Origin of the sequence: Citrobacter sp. RHBSTW-01044 (genome assembly GCF_013781945.1) — a bacterium.
GTDB lineage: Bacteria > Pseudomonadota > Gammaproteobacteria > Enterobacterales > Enterobacteriaceae > Citrobacter > Citrobacter braakii.
On sequence record NZ_CP056180.1, the window covers coordinates 155,636 to 172,372 of the forward strand.

At 53.9% G+C, this 16,737-nt stretch carries 17 protein-coding genes; 5 read left to right on the top strand and 12 right to left on the bottom strand.

From position 1 onward, the window contains the following. Positions 1–11: 11 nt before the first annotated feature. Positions 12–1,007 (bottom strand): acyltransferase, encoded by a 996-nt coding sequence (locus HV352_RS00750; protein WP_046275799.1) that lies wholly within the window; start codon positions 1,005–1,007, stop codon positions 12–14. Positions 1,008–1,180: 173 nt separating this feature from the next. On the opposite strand from HV352_RS00750, the gene HV352_RS00755 reads away from it, so the two are divergent. From HV352_RS00755 to glyS, 3 genes are all read left to right on the top strand, one after another. After that, positions 1,181–1,489 (top strand): YsaB family lipoprotein, encoded by a 309-nt coding sequence (locus tag HV352_RS00755; protein WP_181635131.1) that lies wholly within the window; start codon positions 1,181–1,183, stop codon positions 1,487–1,489. Between the two features lie 95 nt (positions 1,490–1,584). Next, the gene (gene glyQ / locus HV352_RS00760) at positions 1,585–2,496 is read left to right on the top strand and encodes a glycine--tRNA ligase subunit alpha (RefSeq protein WP_001168551.1); all 912 of its coding nucleotides are present in this window, start codon (positions 1,585–1,587) and stop codon (positions 2,494–2,496) included. A 9-nt stretch (positions 2,497–2,505) separates the two neighbouring features. Further along, complete coding sequence (glyS, locus tag HV352_RS00765; protein ID WP_181635132.1) at positions 2,506–4,575, top strand: glycine--tRNA ligase subunit beta; 2,070 nt, start codon at positions 2,506–2,508, stop codon at positions 4,573–4,575. A 63-nt stretch (positions 4,576–4,638) separates the two neighbouring features. Here glyS and cueP read toward each other — a convergent pair whose 3' ends face one another. The 3 genes from cueP to HV352_RS00780 all read right to left on the bottom strand — a co-directional run bounded on the left by cueP (position 4,639) and on the right by HV352_RS00780 (position 6,148). Then, the gene (cueP, locus tag HV352_RS00770) at positions 4,639–5,178 is read right to left on the bottom strand and encodes a copper-binding periplasmic metallochaperone CueP (protein ID WP_075848054.1); all 540 of its coding nucleotides are present in this window, start codon (positions 5,176–5,178) and stop codon (positions 4,639–4,641) included. Positions 5,179–5,365: 187 nt separating this feature from the next. Next, the gene (gene cspA / locus HV352_RS00775) at positions 5,366–5,578 is read right to left on the bottom strand and encodes an RNA chaperone/antiterminator CspA (protein WP_000014594.1); all 213 of its coding nucleotides are present in this window, start codon (positions 5,576–5,578) and stop codon (positions 5,366–5,368) included. A 279-nt stretch (positions 5,579–5,857) separates the two neighbouring features. Further along, positions 5,858–6,148, bottom strand: coding sequence for an HTH-type transcriptional regulator (locus HV352_RS00780; protein ID WP_016157726.1), 291 nt, complete (start codon positions 6,146–6,148; stop codon positions 5,858–5,860). A gap of 380 nt (positions 6,149–6,528) precedes the next feature. On the opposite strand from HV352_RS00780, the gene HV352_RS00785 reads away from it, so the two are divergent. After that, positions 6,529–7,239: a DUF3053 domain-containing protein gene (locus HV352_RS00785; protein WP_016154915.1), complete on the top strand. Its 711-nt coding sequence runs from the start codon at positions 6,529–6,531 to the stop codon at positions 7,237–7,239. Between the two features lie 58 nt (positions 7,240–7,297). Here the strand turns inward: HV352_RS00785 and ghrB are convergent, their stop codons facing one another. From ghrB to HV352_RS00815, 6 genes are all read right to left on the bottom strand, one after another. Further along, positions 7,298–8,272 (bottom strand): glyoxylate/hydroxypyruvate reductase GhrB, encoded by a 975-nt coding sequence (gene ghrB, locus HV352_RS00790; protein WP_016154914.1) that lies wholly within the window; start codon positions 8,270–8,272, stop codon positions 7,298–7,300. A 22-nt stretch (positions 8,273–8,294) separates the two neighbouring features. Then, a complete protein-coding gene (locus HV352_RS00795; protein WP_003827389.1) occupies positions 8,295–9,575 on the bottom strand; it encodes an MFS transporter in 1,281 nt (426 codons plus the stop codon). 70 nt (positions 9,576–9,645) lie between these two features. After that, a complete protein-coding gene (locus tag HV352_RS00800; protein WP_153646720.1) occupies positions 9,646–10,584 on the bottom strand; it encodes a sugar kinase in 939 nt (312 codons plus the stop codon). A 3-nt stretch (positions 10,585–10,587) separates the two neighbouring features. Further along, entirely contained in the window at positions 10,588–11,337 is a 750-nt protein-coding gene (locus HV352_RS00805) for a hypothetical protein (protein WP_016154912.1), read from the bottom strand. Positions 11,338–11,436: 99 nt separating this feature from the next. Then, entirely contained in the window at positions 11,437–12,453 is a 1,017-nt protein-coding gene (locus tag HV352_RS00810; protein ID WP_005133828.1) for a LacI family DNA-binding transcriptional regulator, read from the bottom strand. 101 nt (positions 12,454–12,554) lie between these two features. Continuing rightward, positions 12,555–13,217: an OmpA family lipoprotein gene (locus tag HV352_RS00815; RefSeq protein WP_016157720.1), complete on the bottom strand. Its 663-nt coding sequence runs from the start codon at positions 13,215–13,217 to the stop codon at positions 12,555–12,557. Positions 13,218–13,376: 159 nt separating this feature from the next. On the opposite strand from HV352_RS00815, the gene HV352_RS00820 reads away from it, so the two are divergent. Beyond that, positions 13,377–15,710 carry a molybdopterin guanine dinucleotide-containing S/N-oxide reductase gene (locus HV352_RS00820; protein WP_181635133.1) on the top strand — a complete coding sequence of 778 codons (2,334 nt, stop codon included), beginning with the start codon at positions 13,377–13,379 and terminating at the stop codon, positions 15,708–15,710. On the opposite strand, the gene HV352_RS00825 is transcribed toward HV352_RS00820, so the two are convergent. Together HV352_RS00825 and tag are read right to left on the bottom strand one after the other, a co-directional pair. After that, positions 15,679–16,119, bottom strand: coding sequence for an N-acetyltransferase (locus tag HV352_RS00825; RefSeq protein ID WP_016157718.1), 441 nt, complete (start codon positions 16,117–16,119; stop codon positions 15,679–15,681). The genes HV352_RS00820 and HV352_RS00825 overlap by 32 nt on opposite strands. Further along, positions 16,109–16,678 carry a DNA-3-methyladenine glycosylase I gene (tag, locus tag HV352_RS00830; protein ID WP_019078081.1) on the bottom strand — a complete coding sequence of 190 codons (570 nt, stop codon included), beginning with the start codon at positions 16,676–16,678 and terminating at the stop codon, positions 16,109–16,111. Before tag ends, HV352_RS00825 begins: the two co-directional genes overlap by 11 nt. Positions 16,679–16,737 lie beyond the last annotated feature (59 nt).

Genomic DNA, 16,737 nt, shown 5'->3' on the forward strand with positions numbered 1-16,737 from the left:
GGCTTTTATTGTTAGCTCACCAGTCTGCGCGTATCGATGCGCTGCAACAATACAGACAACAGTAAACTTCCCGCTAGCGTGGCGCTAAAAATCCATAACATATCCAGCGGCGGCCAGTTTTTGAGTTCTACACCGTTGGTGCGTAGCGCGTGAATGATCAGCGCATGAAAGCCATAAATGCCCAGGGAGTGGCGGGAAATAAGGCCCAGTACCGGCAGAGTGCGCGTACTGAGCGTATTTTTGACCAGCGTCAGGAGGGAGGCAGCACAAATAAACACCGCCGGGCCGCAATAGAGATACCAAGTATCGGCAAAATTGCCTCGCCAACGCAGTTCATGCAACGTGCCTCGAGAAATAATAAACACTGCGGTGATAAACAACGCCGCACAGAGCCAGGTAAGCGCGCGCTTGTGCGTATCCATCATACCAATCGCTCGGCCTAGCATACCGTACACAATGTAGTAGAAGGTGTCGCCACTGATGTACAGGTTGATGGGAAGCCACTCAAAACCGCCAATTTTTTGTGAGACGGTATTGGGATTGGCAATCACCCCAATCACCACCATAAGCGCCAGCAGCATCTTGCCGCTGATATTTTTTACCTGTATCAGCGGGGAAACCAGGTAGATTACGGCGATCGCGAAGAAAAACCACAGGTGATAGAACACCGGCTTTTGCAGCAAGTTTTTCAGCGACAGCTCAGCGTTGATCGAGGTAAACAGCAGGATGTAGGCCAGCGCCACGCTGCTGTAAAACAGGATGCAGAGCGCAATGCGCATGAAATGGCGCGGTTTGGCGCTGCGCTCGCCAAAAAACAGATAGCCCGAAATCATAAAGAACAACGGGACGCTGACGCGAGAGGCTGAATTGAGCACATTGGCCAGATCCCAATTCAACGGGCTGACGCTTTGCGCATTGGTGATGTACCAGGTCGTGGTGTGGATCATCACAACCATGAGACAGGCTATCCCGCGCAGGTTATCAATCCAGAATATTTTGGGCTGCATCAGTTCCTCTGTATCCATTAAAAAAAGTCTGACCGAAAATTTGCGAGCGTAGCTCACTGGAAAAATCCGAGTTCTTACGCTAAAGCTTGAGATGGTCTGATGAGATTCTCAAAATAGCATCCGTTTCCAGACACTTAATAATAAGACTGACCAGCAAACCAGGCGGTAATAAAATGATGATGAAGTATTTCTTTTCCGCGATCGTTACCCTTTTACTGGTTGCGTGCGCCGACACCCAGCCGCCTGCACCCGCGCAGAAGGCGCAAAAGATCAAAGTCAGTGCAACACGTTCGCTGGATATGGAGTCACTATGTAAAAATGAGGCGGCACAAATCTACAACACTGGAGTGCAGAAAATTGATATCTCCGGTCTGGAACAATTCCAGGGCAGCTATGAGATGCGTGGTTCTACCTTCCGTAAAGAGAGTTTTATTTGCTCTTTTGATGCAGACGGGCAGTTTTTACACCTTTCCATGCGCTAAGTTCCCCCTTTTTCCCGTTTCGTACTGTATATCTTGCAGCCAGCGGGTATACTGACCGCTTCCTTTAAATCCACACGTATCCAGCACGAAATAATATGCAAAAGTTTGATACCAGGACCTTCCAGGGCTTGATCCTGACCTTACAGGATTACTGGGCTCGCCAGGGCTGCACCATCGTTCAACCATTGGACATGGAAGTCGGCGCGGGGACATCTCACCCAATGACCTGCCTGCGGGCGCTGGGGCCGGAACCGATGGCGACTGCTTATGTGCAGCCTTCTCGTCGTCCGACCGACGGCCGCTATGGCGAAAACCCGAACCGCTTACAGCACTACTATCAGTTCCAGGTAGTGATTAAGCCGTCTCCGGACAACATTCAGGAGCTGTACCTGGGTTCTCTGAAAGAGCTGGGTATGGACCCGACCATTCACGATATCCGTTTCGTGGAAGATAACTGGGAAAACCCAACGCTGGGTGCCTGGGGTCTGGGTTGGGAAGTGTGGCTGAACGGCATGGAAGTCACGCAGTTCACCTACTTCCAGCAGGTTGGTGGTCTGGAATGTAAACCAGTGACCGGGGAAATTACCTACGGTCTGGAACGTCTGGCCATGTACATTCAGGGCGTAGACAGCGTTTACGACCTGGTCTGGAGCGACGGCCCGCTGGGTAAAACCACTTACGGCGACGTGTTCCATCAGAACGAAGTGGAGCAATCCACCTACAACTTCGAATACGCCGACGTGGACTTCTTGTTCACCTGCTTCGAGCAGTACGAGAAAGAAGCGCAGCAGCTGCTGGCGCTGGAAAATCCGCTGCCGCTGCCTGCGTATGAACGTATTCTGAAAGCCGCCCATAGCTTCAACCTGCTGGATGCGCGTAAAGCCATCTCCGTCACCGAGCGTCAGCGCTATATCCTGCGTATTCGCACCCTGACCAAAGCAGTGGCAGAAGCTTACTACGCTTCCCGTGAAGCCCTTGGCTTCCCGATGTGCAACAAAGACAAATAAGAGGCGGCCATGTCTGAGAAAACTTTTCTGGTGGAAATCGGCACTGAAGAGCTGCCACCAAAAGCACTGCGCAGCCTGGCTGAGTCCTTTGCTGCGAACTTTACCGCGGAGCTGGATAATGCTGGCATCGCGCACGGCAACGTGGAGTGGTTCGCCGCGCCGCGTCGTCTGGCGTTGAAAGTCGCTGCCCTGGCTGAAGCACAACCCGACCGTGAAGTAGAAAAACGCGGCCCGGCTATCGCCCAGGCGTTTGACGCCAGCGGTCATCCGAGCAAAGCGGCCGAAGGTTGGGCGCGTGGCTGTGGCATCACGGTTGATCAGGCTGAGCGTCTGACCACCGACAAAGGTGAGTGGCTGCTGTATCGCGCGCATGTGAAAGGCGAAAGCGCTGAAGCGTTGCTGCCGAATATGATCGCCACCTCACTGGCGAAGCTGCCGATCCCGAAACTGATGCGCTGGGGCGCGTCTGACGTTCACTTCGTGCGTCCGGTTCACACCGTGACGTTGCTGCTGGGCGACAAAGTTATTCCGGCAACTATTCTGGGTATTCAGTCCGATCGCGTGATCCGCGGGCATCGCTTTATGGGCGAGCCGGAATTCACCATCGATAATGCCGATCAGTACCCAGAAATTCTGCGTGAGCGCGGCAAAGTGATTGCGGATTACGCTGAGCGTAAAGCCAAAATCAAAGCTGATGCTGAAGACGCGGCGCGTAAAATTGGCGGCAACGCCGATCTGAGTGAAAGCCTGCTGGAAGAAGTCACCTCGCTGGTGGAATGGCCGGTCGTGCTGACCGCGAAGTTCGAAGAGAAATTCCTCGCTGTTCCGTCCGAAGCGCTGGTTCACACCATGAAAGGTGACCAGAAGTACTTCCCGGTATACGCGAACGACGGCAAACTGCTGCCGAACTTTATCTTCGTTGCCAACATCGAATCCAAAGACCCGCAGCAAATCATCTCCGGTAACGAGAAGGTGGTTCGTCCGCGTCTGGCGGATGCCGAATTCTTCTTCAATACTGACCGTAAAAAACGTCTGGAAGACCATCTGCCGCGTCTGCAAACCGTGCTGTTCCAACAGCAACTGGGTACGCTGCGCGACAAAACTGACCGTATCCAGGCGCTGGCGGGCTGGATTGCTGGTCAGATTGGCGCTGACGTTAACCACGCAACGCGTGCTGGCCTGCTGTCCAAGTGCGACCTGATGACCAACATGGTCTTCGAGTTCACCGATACTCAGGGCGTGATGGGCATGCACTACGCGCGTCACGATGGTGAAGCGGAAGATGTCGCTGTGGCGCTGAACGAGCAGTATCAGCCGCGTTTTGCTGGTGATGACCTGCCATCTAACCCGGTTGCCTGTGCCGTGGCGATTGCCGATAAGATGGACACACTGGCGGGTATCTTCGGTATCGGTCAGCATCCGAAAGGCGACAAAGACCCGTTTGCGCTGCGTCGTGCCGCGCTGGGCGTACTGCGTATCATCGTTGAGAAGAACCTGAATCTGGATCTACAAACGTTGACCGAAGAAGCGGTTCGTCTGTATGGCGACAAGCTGACTAACGCCAACGTGGTGGATGATGTGATCGACTTTATGCTCGGTCGCTTCCGCGCCTGGTATCAGGATGAAGGTTACACCGTCGATACCATTCAGGCAGTACTGGCGCGTCGTCCGACTCGTCCGGCTGATTTCGACGCACGTATGAAGGCGGTTTCGCACTTCCGTACGCTGGAAGCCGCGTCCGCGCTGGCTGCAGCGAACAAGCGTGTATCGAACATCCTGGCGAAGTCTGAAGAGACGCTGAATGACCGTGTAAATTCGGCAACGCTGAAAGAGCCGGAAGAAATTGCGCTGGCGCTGCAGGTTGTGGTGCTGCGAGATAAGCTGGAGCCTGTCTTTGCAGCTGGTCGTTACCAGGAAGCGCTGGTTGAGTTGGCGGAACTGCGTGAACCGGTTGATGCGTTCTTCGAGAAAGTGATGGTCAACGTGGAAGATAAAGATCTGCGTATTAACCGTCTGTCTATGCTCGCAAAACTGCGCGAACTGTTCCTGCGCGTAGCGGATATTTCTCTGCTGCAGTAACGCTCCTGAGCTGACTTTGAAAAGCCGGATAAGCATTGTGCCATCCGGCTTTTTTGTATGTTGTTAGCGCAGCTGTAATTTTGTCAGACAGGTCTGGCTGTCTTCCATCGTCTTGATGGGATACTCTGCCGTTTTACCGTTGTAACTTACCGCGATTGTGCCTGCCATATTGCGCGGTAGCCATACCCCGACGAAGCCATTTCGACCACTCTTCATCACTTTTTGTACCATCACCTCACCCTTGTTATCCGTCACTTTGACATTGAATGCCTTCTCCGGCATTTCGCCCTGGCAGCCAGAAAGGCTGTGGTTGAAGCAAGGATGTGTTTGCCATTCATAGGGGGCAAATGACAGATAGAACTTGTCACCGAGCGGTAGGGTATAAATCTGATCGCCCGAAGAGAGCTTCAGTTCGGTACTGGTGATAGATGCTGAGTACGGCAGCGGGCGGTTCTGTGGCGACTGGTCAATGGTCTCGACGATTTGCTCGACGGATTTACCGCTGAGCCCGTGTTCCGCCAGAAAAGCAGCTTCCGGAGTTGCTGCGAACGCGCTAGCGGTAGTGAGCAAACCTAAAACCAGCAGCAGTGAGGATTTCGACATAGCTTCAATTCCTTGTGAATATTGTGGAATACAGACTGGCTCACTATAAAGCTTGCCCTTAGGGAAAGGTCAAAGGGAGGACGGGTAAAGTAATGCAAAGAAGCGTTTGGGCGGGGAGTCTTGCGAAGTACAGATAAAAAAAATCCCCGCCGTTTGGCAGGGATTCAGAATTTTGAGCTTTTTAAGCTTACAGGCTGGTTACGTTGCCAGCTGCCGGGCCTTTAGCGCCGCTTTCGATGGTGAAGGAAACTTTCTGACCTTCGTCCAGAGATTTGTAGCCATCGTTCTGGATAGCAGAGAAGTGTACGAACACGTCTTTAGAGCCATCGTCAGGAGTGATGAAGCCGAAACCTTTGTCAGCGTTGAACCATTTTACGATACCAGTCATTTTACCGGACATAGTGTATTACCTTTTAAAAAATAAGTGTGCCTTTCGGCGATATGGCGTGCTTTACAGATTTTTTAACAGTAAAGGAAATGCTCACTACGAAGGGTATCAACGATAACTCTTGAAGGGACTTGCCTTACTAACTGCTGTAATGGTCTGTACGTCAAACCGTTGAGGGCATTAACTCATTTTACGCATGTGGATGCAACTACTATTTTCTTTTTTGTGGATAACCCCCTTAAGGGAACGGCCCTTTTACAGGACCGTTCATAAGTAAAATTGAAAAATAGTTCAATCCATCAGTTGCTTACTTAATCTTGGGTCTGCCTGAATCAGGCGCATTAACTTCAATTCGGTATTGGAAGGCTTTACGCGTTTAGACTCCCATTCATGAACCGTCGCGACCGTCACGCCCATCACTCGGGCAAAATCATCTGTTTTTAAACCTGTCCCTCGTCGTAGCTGTTCAAATTCGGTGAAAGGGTTGGTTTTTTGCGTCAGAGTAACCGTCTGCGATACATCTTTAAAAACAATCTGCTCCAGACTGCTCAGCAGTTCAAACATAGGATCTTTGTATTCCATTGAGAACTCCTACAAATCACACAGCGGGATCGTGAATTTCATCGAAGCTCATTAAGAGTAGTCGGAAAAAATGAAGCCGGATTTTAGGTTTGCGTGATGGATTCGTTTCAGCGGATCGTAGTCGACAATCTTTTGCAGGCTAACGAACTGATAAAGGTCGTGATCTGCGAACGATCGATCCCAATTGTAAAGATGACTAAAATATGACGTCGTGTGGTAAATGGCGCATTGTTTAGCAAAACGATGGGTGGCGGGAGCGGTTATTTTCCCCCACAAGATTACGCGGAAAGGGTATCTTGCGGGGCTGACCTGGACTATCCTTGTCAACGTCAGGCACGCGGGTGTCGTTGTGCGCATTTTTGGGTGAAAGGAGTATTAAAATGGCGACAGGTAAGTCCTGCTCTCGCTGGTTTGCGCCTGTTTTGGCGCTCTTAATGGTAGTTGGCCTGAGTGGGTGTTTTGATAAAGAAGGCGATCAACGCAAAGCGTTTATCGATTTTCTGCAGAATACTGCAATGCGTAGCGGAGAGCGTTTACCAACGCTGACCGCCGATCAGAAAAAACAGTTTGGCCCGTTTGTGTCCGATTACGCGATTCTGTATGGCTATTCACAGCAGGTTAATCAGGCAATGGACTCCGGTCTGCGCCCGGTGGTTGATAGCGTAAATGCGATTCGTGTTCCTCAGGATTATGTGACTCAGCGTGAACCGCTGCGTCAGGCAAATGGTGCGTTGGGCGTATTAGGGCAACAGTTGCAGAATGCGAAACTGCAGGCAGATGCTGCGCATGGCGCGCTGAAGCAGGGCGAGGATCTGAAGCCGGTCTTTGACCAGGTCTACAATAAAGTCGTCACTGTACCTTCAGAGGCGCTACAGCCGCTGATCCCTGCCGCGCAAATCTTCACGCAGCAGTTAGTACAGGTCGGTGATTTTGTGGCACAGCAGGATACGCAGGTGAGCTTTGTCGCTAACGGTATTCAGTTCCCAACTTCACAGCAGGCAAGTCAGTACAACACGCTGATTGGCCCGTTGGCCTCTCAGCATCAGGCATTTAATCAGGCCTGGACTGCTGCGGTGAATGCCGCTCAGTAATGAAGGCGCTGTAATACATAAAAGGCCGGGTAAGCGTAAGCGCTACCCGGCCTTTTGTTTATGGCGCGACCTGCGGGTTCACGCAATTCTTCTCAACGCGTCCTTGCAGCGCATCGATTAAGTTATCCACCGCACAGGCCGCCATGTTATAGCGCGTTTCGTGCGTCGCTGAACCTATGTGCGGCACGGCTACCACGTTTGGCAGCGCCAATAGCGGTGAGTCTGCCGGTAATGGCTCCTGCTCAAACACATCCAGGCCTGCGGCATGAATTTCCCCGCTTTGCAGGGCGGCAATCAGCGCTTTTTCATCGACCACTGGCCCACGCCCGGCGTTAATGAAAATGGCGGAGGACTTCATTTTGGCAAACTGTTCGGTACTAAACAGATGATGCGTTTCTGCGGTTAACGGCAGGATCAGGCAGACAAAATCGGACTCCTGCAACAGCGTATCGAGGTCGCAGTAACGCGCGTTGAAGCGTTCTTCCGCCTCCTGGTGATGACGGCGCGCGTTATAAAGAATCGGCATGCTAAAACCAAAATGCGCGCGTTGCGCCAGCGCCAGACCAATACGGCCCATGCCGACAATCCCCAGCGTTTTGTGGTGTACATCCGTACCAAACCAGTCCGGCCCGATACTTTTGGTCCATTCGCCAATTTTCACCCGTTCAGCAACTTCTACTACGCGGCGAGCGGTGCTTAACACCAGCGCCATTACCGTATCGGCGACAGTTTCCGTCAGCACGGTTGGCGTGTGCATCAACAGCACCTTGCGCGCGTTGAGGGCATCGACGTCGAAGTTGTCATAGCCTACGGAAATCGTGGATGTCGCACGAAGCCTGGGCATTCTCTCCAGCAGGGCGGTATTGACGGCTTCACTGGAACCCAGCAGACCTTCCGCGTTGGCAAAAGCCTCGGCGTGCTGTGCGACCGTTTCCGGGCGCAGGTTAGGCACATGAGTCACAGTAAAATGCTCTTCCAGGCGATGCAGTAAATCGTCAGGTAACGCTTTATAGAGAATAATGGACGGCTTCATGCGAATCTCCGTAAGTTAAAATTTAAGCGTGGCGTGCGCCAATAGGTAATTGCTGATTATTAGCAGGCTTAACAATTAAAGTTAGCCATACTGAGACAAAAAGCGCCACCCCCATAAAAATGTACGAGGCGGATGGGCTGCCGGTTGCGCCATTGAGGTAGCCGACAAACCATGAACCAAAGAATGAGCCTAGCGCGCCCATGCTGTTAATCAGCGCCATTGCACCCCCGGCGACGTTGCGCGGCAGCATTTCCGGGATGATGGCGAAGAAGGGGCCATATGGGGCGTACATTGCCGCACCCGCAATAACTAACAGCGTGTAAGAAATCCAGAAGTGGTCTGCACCCACGGCCCAGGAGCCGATAAAAGCGAAAGCGGCTATCAATAACAGCGGCCAGACAAACAGTTTACGGTTTTGCAGCTTATCGGAGGCCCAGGAGACGAGGATCATCGCCGCCGTCGCCGCCAGATAAGGTACGGATGACAGCCAGCCAACCTCTACCATGCCCAGATTTGCGCCGCCGTTGCGGATAATCGACGGTAGCCACAGGACAAAACCATAGACGCCAATACTCCAGGCGAAATACTGCATGCACAGCAGGATGACGTTACGTGAGCGGAAGGCCTCGCTATAGTTACGCACGGCTTTGATGCCTTGCTGCTCTTTTTCCAGTTGCGCCTGAAGGGCGGCTTTTTCAGATTCTGACAGCCAGCCGACCTGAGACGGTTTGTCTTTTACCAATACCCACCAGCAGAACGCCCAGATGATGGCCGGGAAGCCCTCGATGATAAACATTTCCCGCCAGCCCAGCGCCTGGATCAGATAACCGGAAACCACAGACATCCACAGGACGGTAACCGGGTTACCGAGGATCAGGAAAGTGTTAGCGCGCGAGCGCTCGGATTTCGTAAACCAGTTGCTGATATAAATCAGCATTGCGGGCATCACCGCGGCTTCAACGACGCCAAGAATAAAGCGGATGGCGGCAAGCATTGGAATATTGCTGACCATACCGGTTAACGACGCGCATGCGCCCCAGAGGATCAGACAGACAAAAATCAGTTTTCGTACGCTGCGCCGTTCTGCGTAAATCGCGCCTGGGATCTGAAAGAAGAAATAGCCGAGGAAAAACAGAGCGCCCAGCAGGGAAGAGATCCCTTTGGTAATGCCGAGGTCCTCGTTGATACCGGCGGCGGAGGCGAAGCTGAAGTTCGCACGGTCAAGGTACGCCAGGCTATACGTGATAAACACGATTGGCATAATGTACCACCAGCGTTTTGCTGCATTAGTTGAGCTATTCATAGACTGCCCTCTGGTTATGCTGATACGCCGCCTCTGTATGTAGGGTACAGAGACAGAGTTGGCCGGGAGTTTATTCCCCTAATTGTTCACGTGTGGGTAATCCTTCGCTGTCGCCCTGAACCTGAATGGCCAGTGCGCCGATTTTATTGCCGCGGGTCACCGCCTGATGCAGCGAACGGCCTTCCAGCAGGGCGCTGATAACGCCCACGGCAAAGCCATCGCCTGCGCCGACCGTATCGACCACGTTGTCGACTTTTACCGGTGCAACGCAACCTTGTTCACCGCTGGCTGTTTTGTACCAGGCACCATCAGCCCCGGTTTTGATGATCACGGCCTTCACTCCGTGACGCAGATAAAAGTCGGCGATGGCTTCAGGCGTCTGTTGGCCGGTTAAAATCATCCCCTCTTTTAATCCAGGTAAAACCCAGTCAGCCTGGAATGCCAGCCGGTTCAGTTTTTCCACCATTTCGGCTTCGTTTTTCCACAGCACCGGACGCAAATTTGGGTCGAACGAGATAGTTTTCCCCTGGGCTTTCAGCGTGCGGGCGGTGTGCGCCAGTAGTTCATAGGAGCTGGCAGAAAGCGCTGCCGCCACGCCGCTCAGGTGCAAGTGGCGCGCGCTGGCGAAATAGTCCTCGTGATAATCCTCAACGCTGAGGTGGCTGGCGGCGGAACCTTTGCGGAAATACTCCACAATGGGATCGGTTCCATTTTCGACCTTAGATTTAAGCTGAAAGCCGGTAGCGTAACGCCCGTCCTGGGTAACTCCCTGCGCATCTATCCCTTCTTTTTCCAGCGACTTAATGATAAAACGACCAAAACTGTCGTTGCCTACGCGGCTCACCCAGCCGACCTTCAGGCCCAGACGAGCAAGACCGGTCGCCACGTTGAGTTCAGCGCCTGCAACGCGCTTGATAAACTGCTCTACATCCGTCAGTTCGCCGGTTTGCGTGGCGACAAACATCGCCATCGCTTCACCAATAGTGACCGCATCCAGTGAATTTTTCATGTGTTACTCCTCGCGTAACAGCTCGACGTAGTGGCGGGTAACCGCCGTCAAATCCTGCCCTTCCAGGGGGAACTCAATACCGCGCGGAACATCGTTGGGCAGCGTTTTTAACAGCGCCAGCCAGCGTGAATCTGCTTCATCAGGCGGTACGGCACGGTAGCTATCGCGATGCGTAACTGCGGCTTTGACATGGATATATCCGACGGTTGGCGCCAGGTTCTGCGCGGCCTGTTCCGGGGAGTCGCCAACCCACAGCCAGTTGCCCATATCGAAAGTCAGAGATATCGGCAGGTTTTGCGTCTGACAGGCTTCATTGAAACGTTGCATCGGCTGCAGGCGTCCGCAGGCGGTCTGATCGTTTTCCACAACCAGCTCCATGCCGCTGTTGTCCAGCCATTCACGTAAATCGTCGAACTGTTCGGTATGGGAAAAATGACCGAGAGAGACTTTTAACCACAGCGCCTGTAGGGCCTGCGCTTCTTCGAGGAGCTGCGGAAGTCGGGGATTCAGGTTCCCATCCTCAAGGAATAACGGTTCAGGCGCTGAATAACAGGCCAGCAGGCCGAAGAGTTCGATTGCAGAGGCCATTGTGGACAGCGTTTTCAGCTCGGCGTCGGTTAATAACTCGCGGCGGATTTCGACGCCGTCAGCACCGGCTTCGGCAATGATGGGCAACATTGCCGTTTGCCCGCCTGCGGCCCGCACCTGGTCGTAGCCGTAGGCGGCGGTAACCACCATAATTTTTCTTTTCATGGAAACTCCAGACTAGCATTCTTGTTATAACGCTAGATGGAACCGGTTCCAAAGAAAAGCTCATGATGTCGAATTTATGATCACCATCACGAAGGAAATTTAACGGGCGGTTGAGCCGCGCACGATCAGCTCGCCGGAGAATACCTGTTCCTGAATGGCAGCAGAGCCGCCATCAATTCGGCGTACAACCTGCTCAACGGCGGTGTAGCCAATCTGCCATGTGGGTTGTTTCAACGTGGTGATACCGACGCCCGCCAGCTCCGCCCATTCCAGTTCGTCAAAACCGAGCAGGCCGATATCGCTGCCCCAGTTAAGGCCAATGCGCTTCAGGGCGCGGGCAACCTGCAGCGTGAGAGCGCCGTTGGCAGAGATAACGGCTTTGCGCATCCCCCGATGCTGCTGGTGAAACTGGCGCAGCGTATCATCCAGTTGCGTATTGTCCGTTAGCGGGACTTCGGCATTTTGCGCGATAACGCCGGGGTACTGTGCGAGCGTGGCGCGAAAAGCGCTCAGGCGTTCGCGGCGGGTATTCACCATGCCCAGCGGTTCGCTGAGGAACAGGATGGCTTCAAAACCTTGCTCGACCAGATGTTCAGTGGCAACCGTTGCCGCCTGGGTGTTATCCAGCCCGACCATATCACAGGCAAAATCGGGAATTTTACGGTCAATCAGTACCATCGGCAGCGCAGACTGTTGCAGGCGGTTCAGCCCCTCTTCGCGCATTCCAACGGCGTTGACCACAATCCCTTCGACCTGGTAGCTGCGCAGCAGGTCGAGATAATGCAGCTCCTGATCCACTTCGTTGTTGGTGTTACACACCAGCGGGGTAAAGCCCTTATCGCGACAGGCGGCTTCAATACCGCTTAACACGTTGACGGAGTAGGGATTAGTAATATCGGCGATGATCAGACCAATCAGACGGGTACGACCGTGTTTCAGGCCTCTTGCCATCAGGCTGGGACGGTAGTCGAGATCGGCAATGGCTTGTTCAATGCGGGCCAGTAGCGCGTCGGAAAGCAGGTGCTTTTCACCGTTGAGGTAGCGTGAAATGCTGGTCTTGCCGGTTTTTGCGGCTTTCGCCACATCGCTGATGGTTGCCCGTGTTGATTTGCTCATCGCTGATTTCCCTAAATTTGGTGACAACACCTTAACGCGAAAATCAACGATGGCAAGTGCTTCATGCCGGATAAGACGCTGCCATTATCCGGCACAAAACGTTACTGGAGCGGGCTTAAGGTGATCTCTACGCGGCGGTTTTGTGCTTTACCTTCCGCCGTGCTGTTACTGGCGATCGGGTTTGCCGGGCCCATACCCTGAGTGCGGATACGGTTAGCGGCGACGCCTTGAGTGATTAAGGCGCTGGCCACGGAGTCCGCGCGCTGCTGCGACAGACGCATATTCAGATCCTGACTGCCGGTGCTGTCGGTGAAGCCGAGCACGTTGACGGCGGTTTTATTGTACTCTTTCAGTACCATTGCCACGCCGGTCAGGGTGTTGGCACCCGCAGGTTTCAGGTTGCTGCTGTTGCTGTCGAAGGTGACGTTATTTGGCATATTCAGGATGATGTTATCGCCACTGCGCGTCACGCTGACGCCCGTTCCCTGCATTTTGTCGCGCAGTTTTGCTTCCTGCACGTCCATGTAATAGCCGACACCGCCGCCAACGGCCGCGCCAGCCGCCGCACCAATCAGCGCGCCTTTGCCGCGATCTTTCTTCGAAGAAGAGAGTGCGCCAATACCCGCGCCGACCAGAGAGCCAATACCCGCGCCAATGCCGGATTTACCCGCTTCGCGTTCTCCGGTGTAAGGGTTTGTTGTGCAGCCAGAAACCGCCAGGGCGCCGCTCACGATGGCAGCAATAACAAAAACACGTTTCTTCATCTTAATTCCTTAATGACTTTTTCTTCTTTGCCACAGCGACCGTGGCGGTTGATTATGACGTGTGAACATGAAGAAAATTCCAGGGAAGACTCTGAAATTTGTAAGTAACATTGAACGGCATAATAAATAAGCCGTCACATCGCATTCAGGAGCGCCATCTTGGCTAATTCACCCGCACATTACTCGGTGTTAACCGCCGCCCACTGGGGACCTATTCTCGTCGAAACCGATGGCGAGACGGTTTTCTCCTCTCGCGGCGTGCTGCCCACCGCCCATCCCAACTCTTTGCAAACCGTGGTGCGCGACCAGGTACACAGTAAAACGCGGGTACGTTTTCCCATGGTGCGTAAAGGCTTTCTCGCCTCGCCGGAGAATCCGCAGGGGGTGCGCGGGCAGGATGAATTTGTTCGTGTCAGTTGGGACGACGCGCTGAATCTTATCCATACGCAGCATAAACGCATCCGTGACAGCTACGGCCCGGCCTCGATTTTTGCCGGTTCCTACGGCTGGCGTTCCAACGGCGTGTTACACAAAGCCGCAACCCTGCTACAGCGTTATATGGCGCTGGCGGGTGGTTATACCGGGCATCTGGGGGATTACTCGACGGGTGCTGCGCAGGCCATCATGCCGTACGTGGTGGGCGGTAACGAAGTTTACCAGCAGCAGACCAGTTGGCCGGTGGTGCTGGAGAACAGCGAAGTGGTGGTGTTATGGAGCGCCAATCCGCTGAATACCCTGAAAATTGCCTGGAACGCCTCTGACGAGCAGGGCCTCGCTTACTTTGAGGCACTGCGTGGCAGCGGGAAGCGGTTGATCTGTATCGATCCGATGCGATCGGAAAGCGTCGATTTCTTTGGCGAGAAGATGGAATGGATCGCTCCGCATATGGGGACCGACGTGGCGCTGATGCTGGGTATCGCGCATACGCTGGTGGAAAACGGCTGGCACGACGCGGACTTTCTCGCCCGGTGTACGACTGGATATGACCGTTTTGCCGACTATCTGCTGGGCAAATCTGACGATGTTGCAAAAACGGCAGAATGGGCCGCTGGAATTTGTGGTGTTCCGGCGGCGAAAATACGTGAACTTGCGGCGATATTTCACCAAAATACCACCATGCTAATGGCGGGATGGGGTATGCAACGCCAGCAGTATGGCGAGCAGAAACACTGGATGATTGTCACGCTGGCCGCCATGCTCGGGCAAATCGGGACGCCTGGCGGCGGCTTTGGGCTGTCGTACCATTTTGCCAACGGCGGCAACCCAACGCGCCGTGCTGCGGTGCTGGCTTCAATGCAGGGCAGCGTTAAAAACGGCACCGACGCGGTGGATAAAATCCCGGTGGCGCGAATTGTTGAAGCGCTGGAGAACCCGGGGGGTTTTTATCAGCACAACGGTATGGACCGCCATTTCCCGGACATCCGTATGCTGTGGTGGGCGGGCGGCGCCAACTTCACCCATCATCAGGACACCAACCGTCTGATTCGCGCCTGGCAAAAACCGGAGCTGGTGGTTATCTCGGAGTGTTTCTGGACAGCCGCAGCGAAGCATGCCGATATCGTGCTGCCGGCGACGACGTCTTTTGAGCGTAATGATTTGACCATGACCGGCGATTACAGCAACCAGCATCTGGTGCCGATGAAGCAGGTTGTATCGCCGCAGGATGAAGCGCGAAATGATTTTGATGTCTTTGCCGAGCTGAGTGAACGCTGGGAGAAGGGCGGGTATGAGCGATTTACCGAAGGCAAAAGCGAGCTGGAATGGCTGGAGACTTTTTACAACATTGCCGGGCAGCGTGGGGCTAGCCAGCAGGTGACGTTGCCGCCATTCACCGAGTTTTGGCAGCGGAATGCGCTGATCGAAATGCCAGAAAACGCCGCCAGCGCGGAGTTTATCCGTTTCGCGGATTTTCGCCGCAACCCACAGGCGCATCCGCTGAAAACGGACAGCGGTAAAATTGAAATCTACTCCGCGAGGATTGCCAGTTACGGTTACGCGGACTGTGCGGGGCATCCGATGTGGCTGGAGCCGGATGAGTGGTTCGGTAACGCCGAGCCGGGCCAGTTACAGCTGCTTTCCGCCCATCCGGCGCACCGTTTGCACAGTCAGCTAAATTACAGCGCGTTGCGCGAACAGTATGCGGTAGCGGATCGTGAGCCCGTCACGATTCATCCGCAGGATGCCAAAGCGCGCGGTATTGCGGATGGCGACACGGTCAGGGTGTGGAACCAGCGTGGGCACGTTCTGGCGGGAGCGGTCGTGACGACGGGAATTAAACCCGGTGTCATCTGTATTCATGAGGGCGCCTGGCCTGATTTGGACCTCGCCGCCAACGGTATTTGTAAAAATGGCGCCGTTAACGTGCTGACCAAAGATCTCCCCAGCTCAAAGCTGGGGAATGGCTGTGCGGGCAACACTGCGCTGGCGTGGCTCGAAAAATACAGCGGACCAACGTTGACGCTTACGGCGTTTGATCCGCCTGCCAGCCCATAATCCACGTGGGATGGTGAGTCTCTTCCTGCCATGCGCCATCTTCAATGCGAAAACCCAGCGCATGGTAGAAGTTCACCGCTGATTGATTCTTCTGGTAGACCTCGAGGCTGAGTAACGAAAAGCGCTGCTGTACATGCTGCACCAGCGCTTTGCCGATCCCGCTTCTGATGGCGGCAGGCGCGACGAACAGCGCGCCGAGAAAGCGGTCGTCAATGACGCTGGCAAAGCCTTTGAGCACCCCTTCTTCTTCCCATACCCAGGTTTGTGCGGCTGGCAGATAAACATCCCGCACGATGGATTCACTTTCGCGCCAGTAGCGTTCTTCGATAAACGGATGGGCATGGATCGTGCTTTCCATCCACAGCGCCAGAATCGACGGTAGATCATCAGCCTTTGATTCACGAATCATGTTGTTCTCCCGGGTAACAGAGACAGGTGGTGACATGGTCGTTGACCAGGCCGCATGCCTGCATAAAGGAGTAACAGATGGTGGTGCCGACAAACTTAAATCCGCGTTTTTTTAACGCTTTAGACAGTGCATCTGACGCCGGTGTAGAGGTGGGGATATCACTCAGGTTGGCGGCGCGGGTCAGTTGCGGTTGGTTATCAACAAATGACCAGACGAACTCGCTAAACGATTCTCCGTTTTGCGCCATGGTCAGAAAGGCGCGAGCGTTGCCGATAATGGCCTGAATTTTTCCTCGATGGCGAATAATGCCGGCATCCAGTACCAGTCTTTCCACATCCTCTTCGGTCATGGCCGCCACTTTTTCCGGGTCAAAATGGTGGAAGGCGTGGCGATAATTTTCCCGTTTCTTTAGCACGGTGATCCACGATAAACCGGCCTGTTGGCCTTCCAGACAGATCATTTCGAACAGCTTGTTGCCATCTGTTTCGGGGACGCCCCATTCCTTGTCGTGGTAGGCAATGTAAAGTGGGTCCTGGCTGACCCATCCGCAACGCTGCATATTCTTCCTCGCTGTTTTTACTGGCGTAAAAATTTCATTCGGCCCGCCTTGACGCGCCA

Coding starts and splice junctions, on each gene's coding strand:
- HV352_RS00750 (WP_046275799.1), bottom strand. CDS start 1,007: ATGCAGCCCAAAATATTCTGGATTGATAACCTGCGCGGGATAGCCTGT.
- HV352_RS00755 (WP_181635131.1), top strand. CDS start 1,181: ATGATGATGAAGTATTTCTTTTCCGCGATCGTTACCCTTTTACTGGTT.
- glyQ (WP_001168551.1), top strand. CDS start 1,585: ATGCAAAAGTTTGATACCAGGACCTTCCAGGGCTTGATCCTGACCTTA.
- glyS (WP_181635132.1), top strand. CDS start 2,506: ATGTCTGAGAAAACTTTTCTGGTGGAAATCGGCACTGAAGAGCTGCCA.
- cueP (WP_075848054.1), bottom strand. CDS start 5,178: ATGTCGAAATCCTCACTGCTGCTGGTTTTAGGTTTGCTCACTACCGCT.
- cspA (WP_000014594.1), bottom strand. CDS start 5,578: ATGTCCGGTAAAATGACTGGTATCGTAAAATGGTTCAACGCTGACAAA.
- HV352_RS00780 (WP_016157726.1), bottom strand. CDS start 6,148: ATGGAATACAAAGATCCTATGTTTGAACTGCTGAGCAGTCTGGAGCAG.
- HV352_RS00785 (WP_016154915.1), top strand. CDS start 6,529: ATGGCGACAGGTAAGTCCTGCTCTCGCTGGTTTGCGCCTGTTTTGGCG.
- ghrB (WP_016154914.1), bottom strand. CDS start 8,272: ATGAAGCCGTCCATTATTCTCTATAAAGCGTTACCTGACGATTTACTG.
- HV352_RS00795 (WP_003827389.1), bottom strand. CDS start 9,575: ATGAATAGCTCAACTAATGCAGCAAAACGCTGGTGGTACATTATGCCA.
- HV352_RS00800 (WP_153646720.1), bottom strand. CDS start 10,584: ATGAAAAATTCACTGGATGCGGTCACTATTGGTGAAGCGATGGCGATG.
- HV352_RS00805 (WP_016154912.1), bottom strand. CDS start 11,337: ATGAAAAGAAAAATTATGGTGGTTACCGCCGCCTACGGCTACGACCAG.
- HV352_RS00810 (WP_005133828.1), bottom strand. CDS start 12,453: ATGAGCAAATCAACACGGGCAACCATCAGCGATGTGGCGAAAGCCGCA.
- HV352_RS00815 (WP_016157720.1), bottom strand. CDS start 13,217: ATGAAGAAACGTGTTTTTGTTATTGCTGCCATCGTGAGCGGCGCCCTG.
- HV352_RS00825 (WP_016157718.1), bottom strand. CDS start 16,119: ATGATTCGTGAATCAAAGGCTGATGATCTACCGTCGATTCTGGCGCTG.
- tag (WP_019078081.1), bottom strand. CDS start 16,678: ATGCAGCGTTGCGGATGGGTCAGCCAGGACCCACTTTACATTGCCTAC.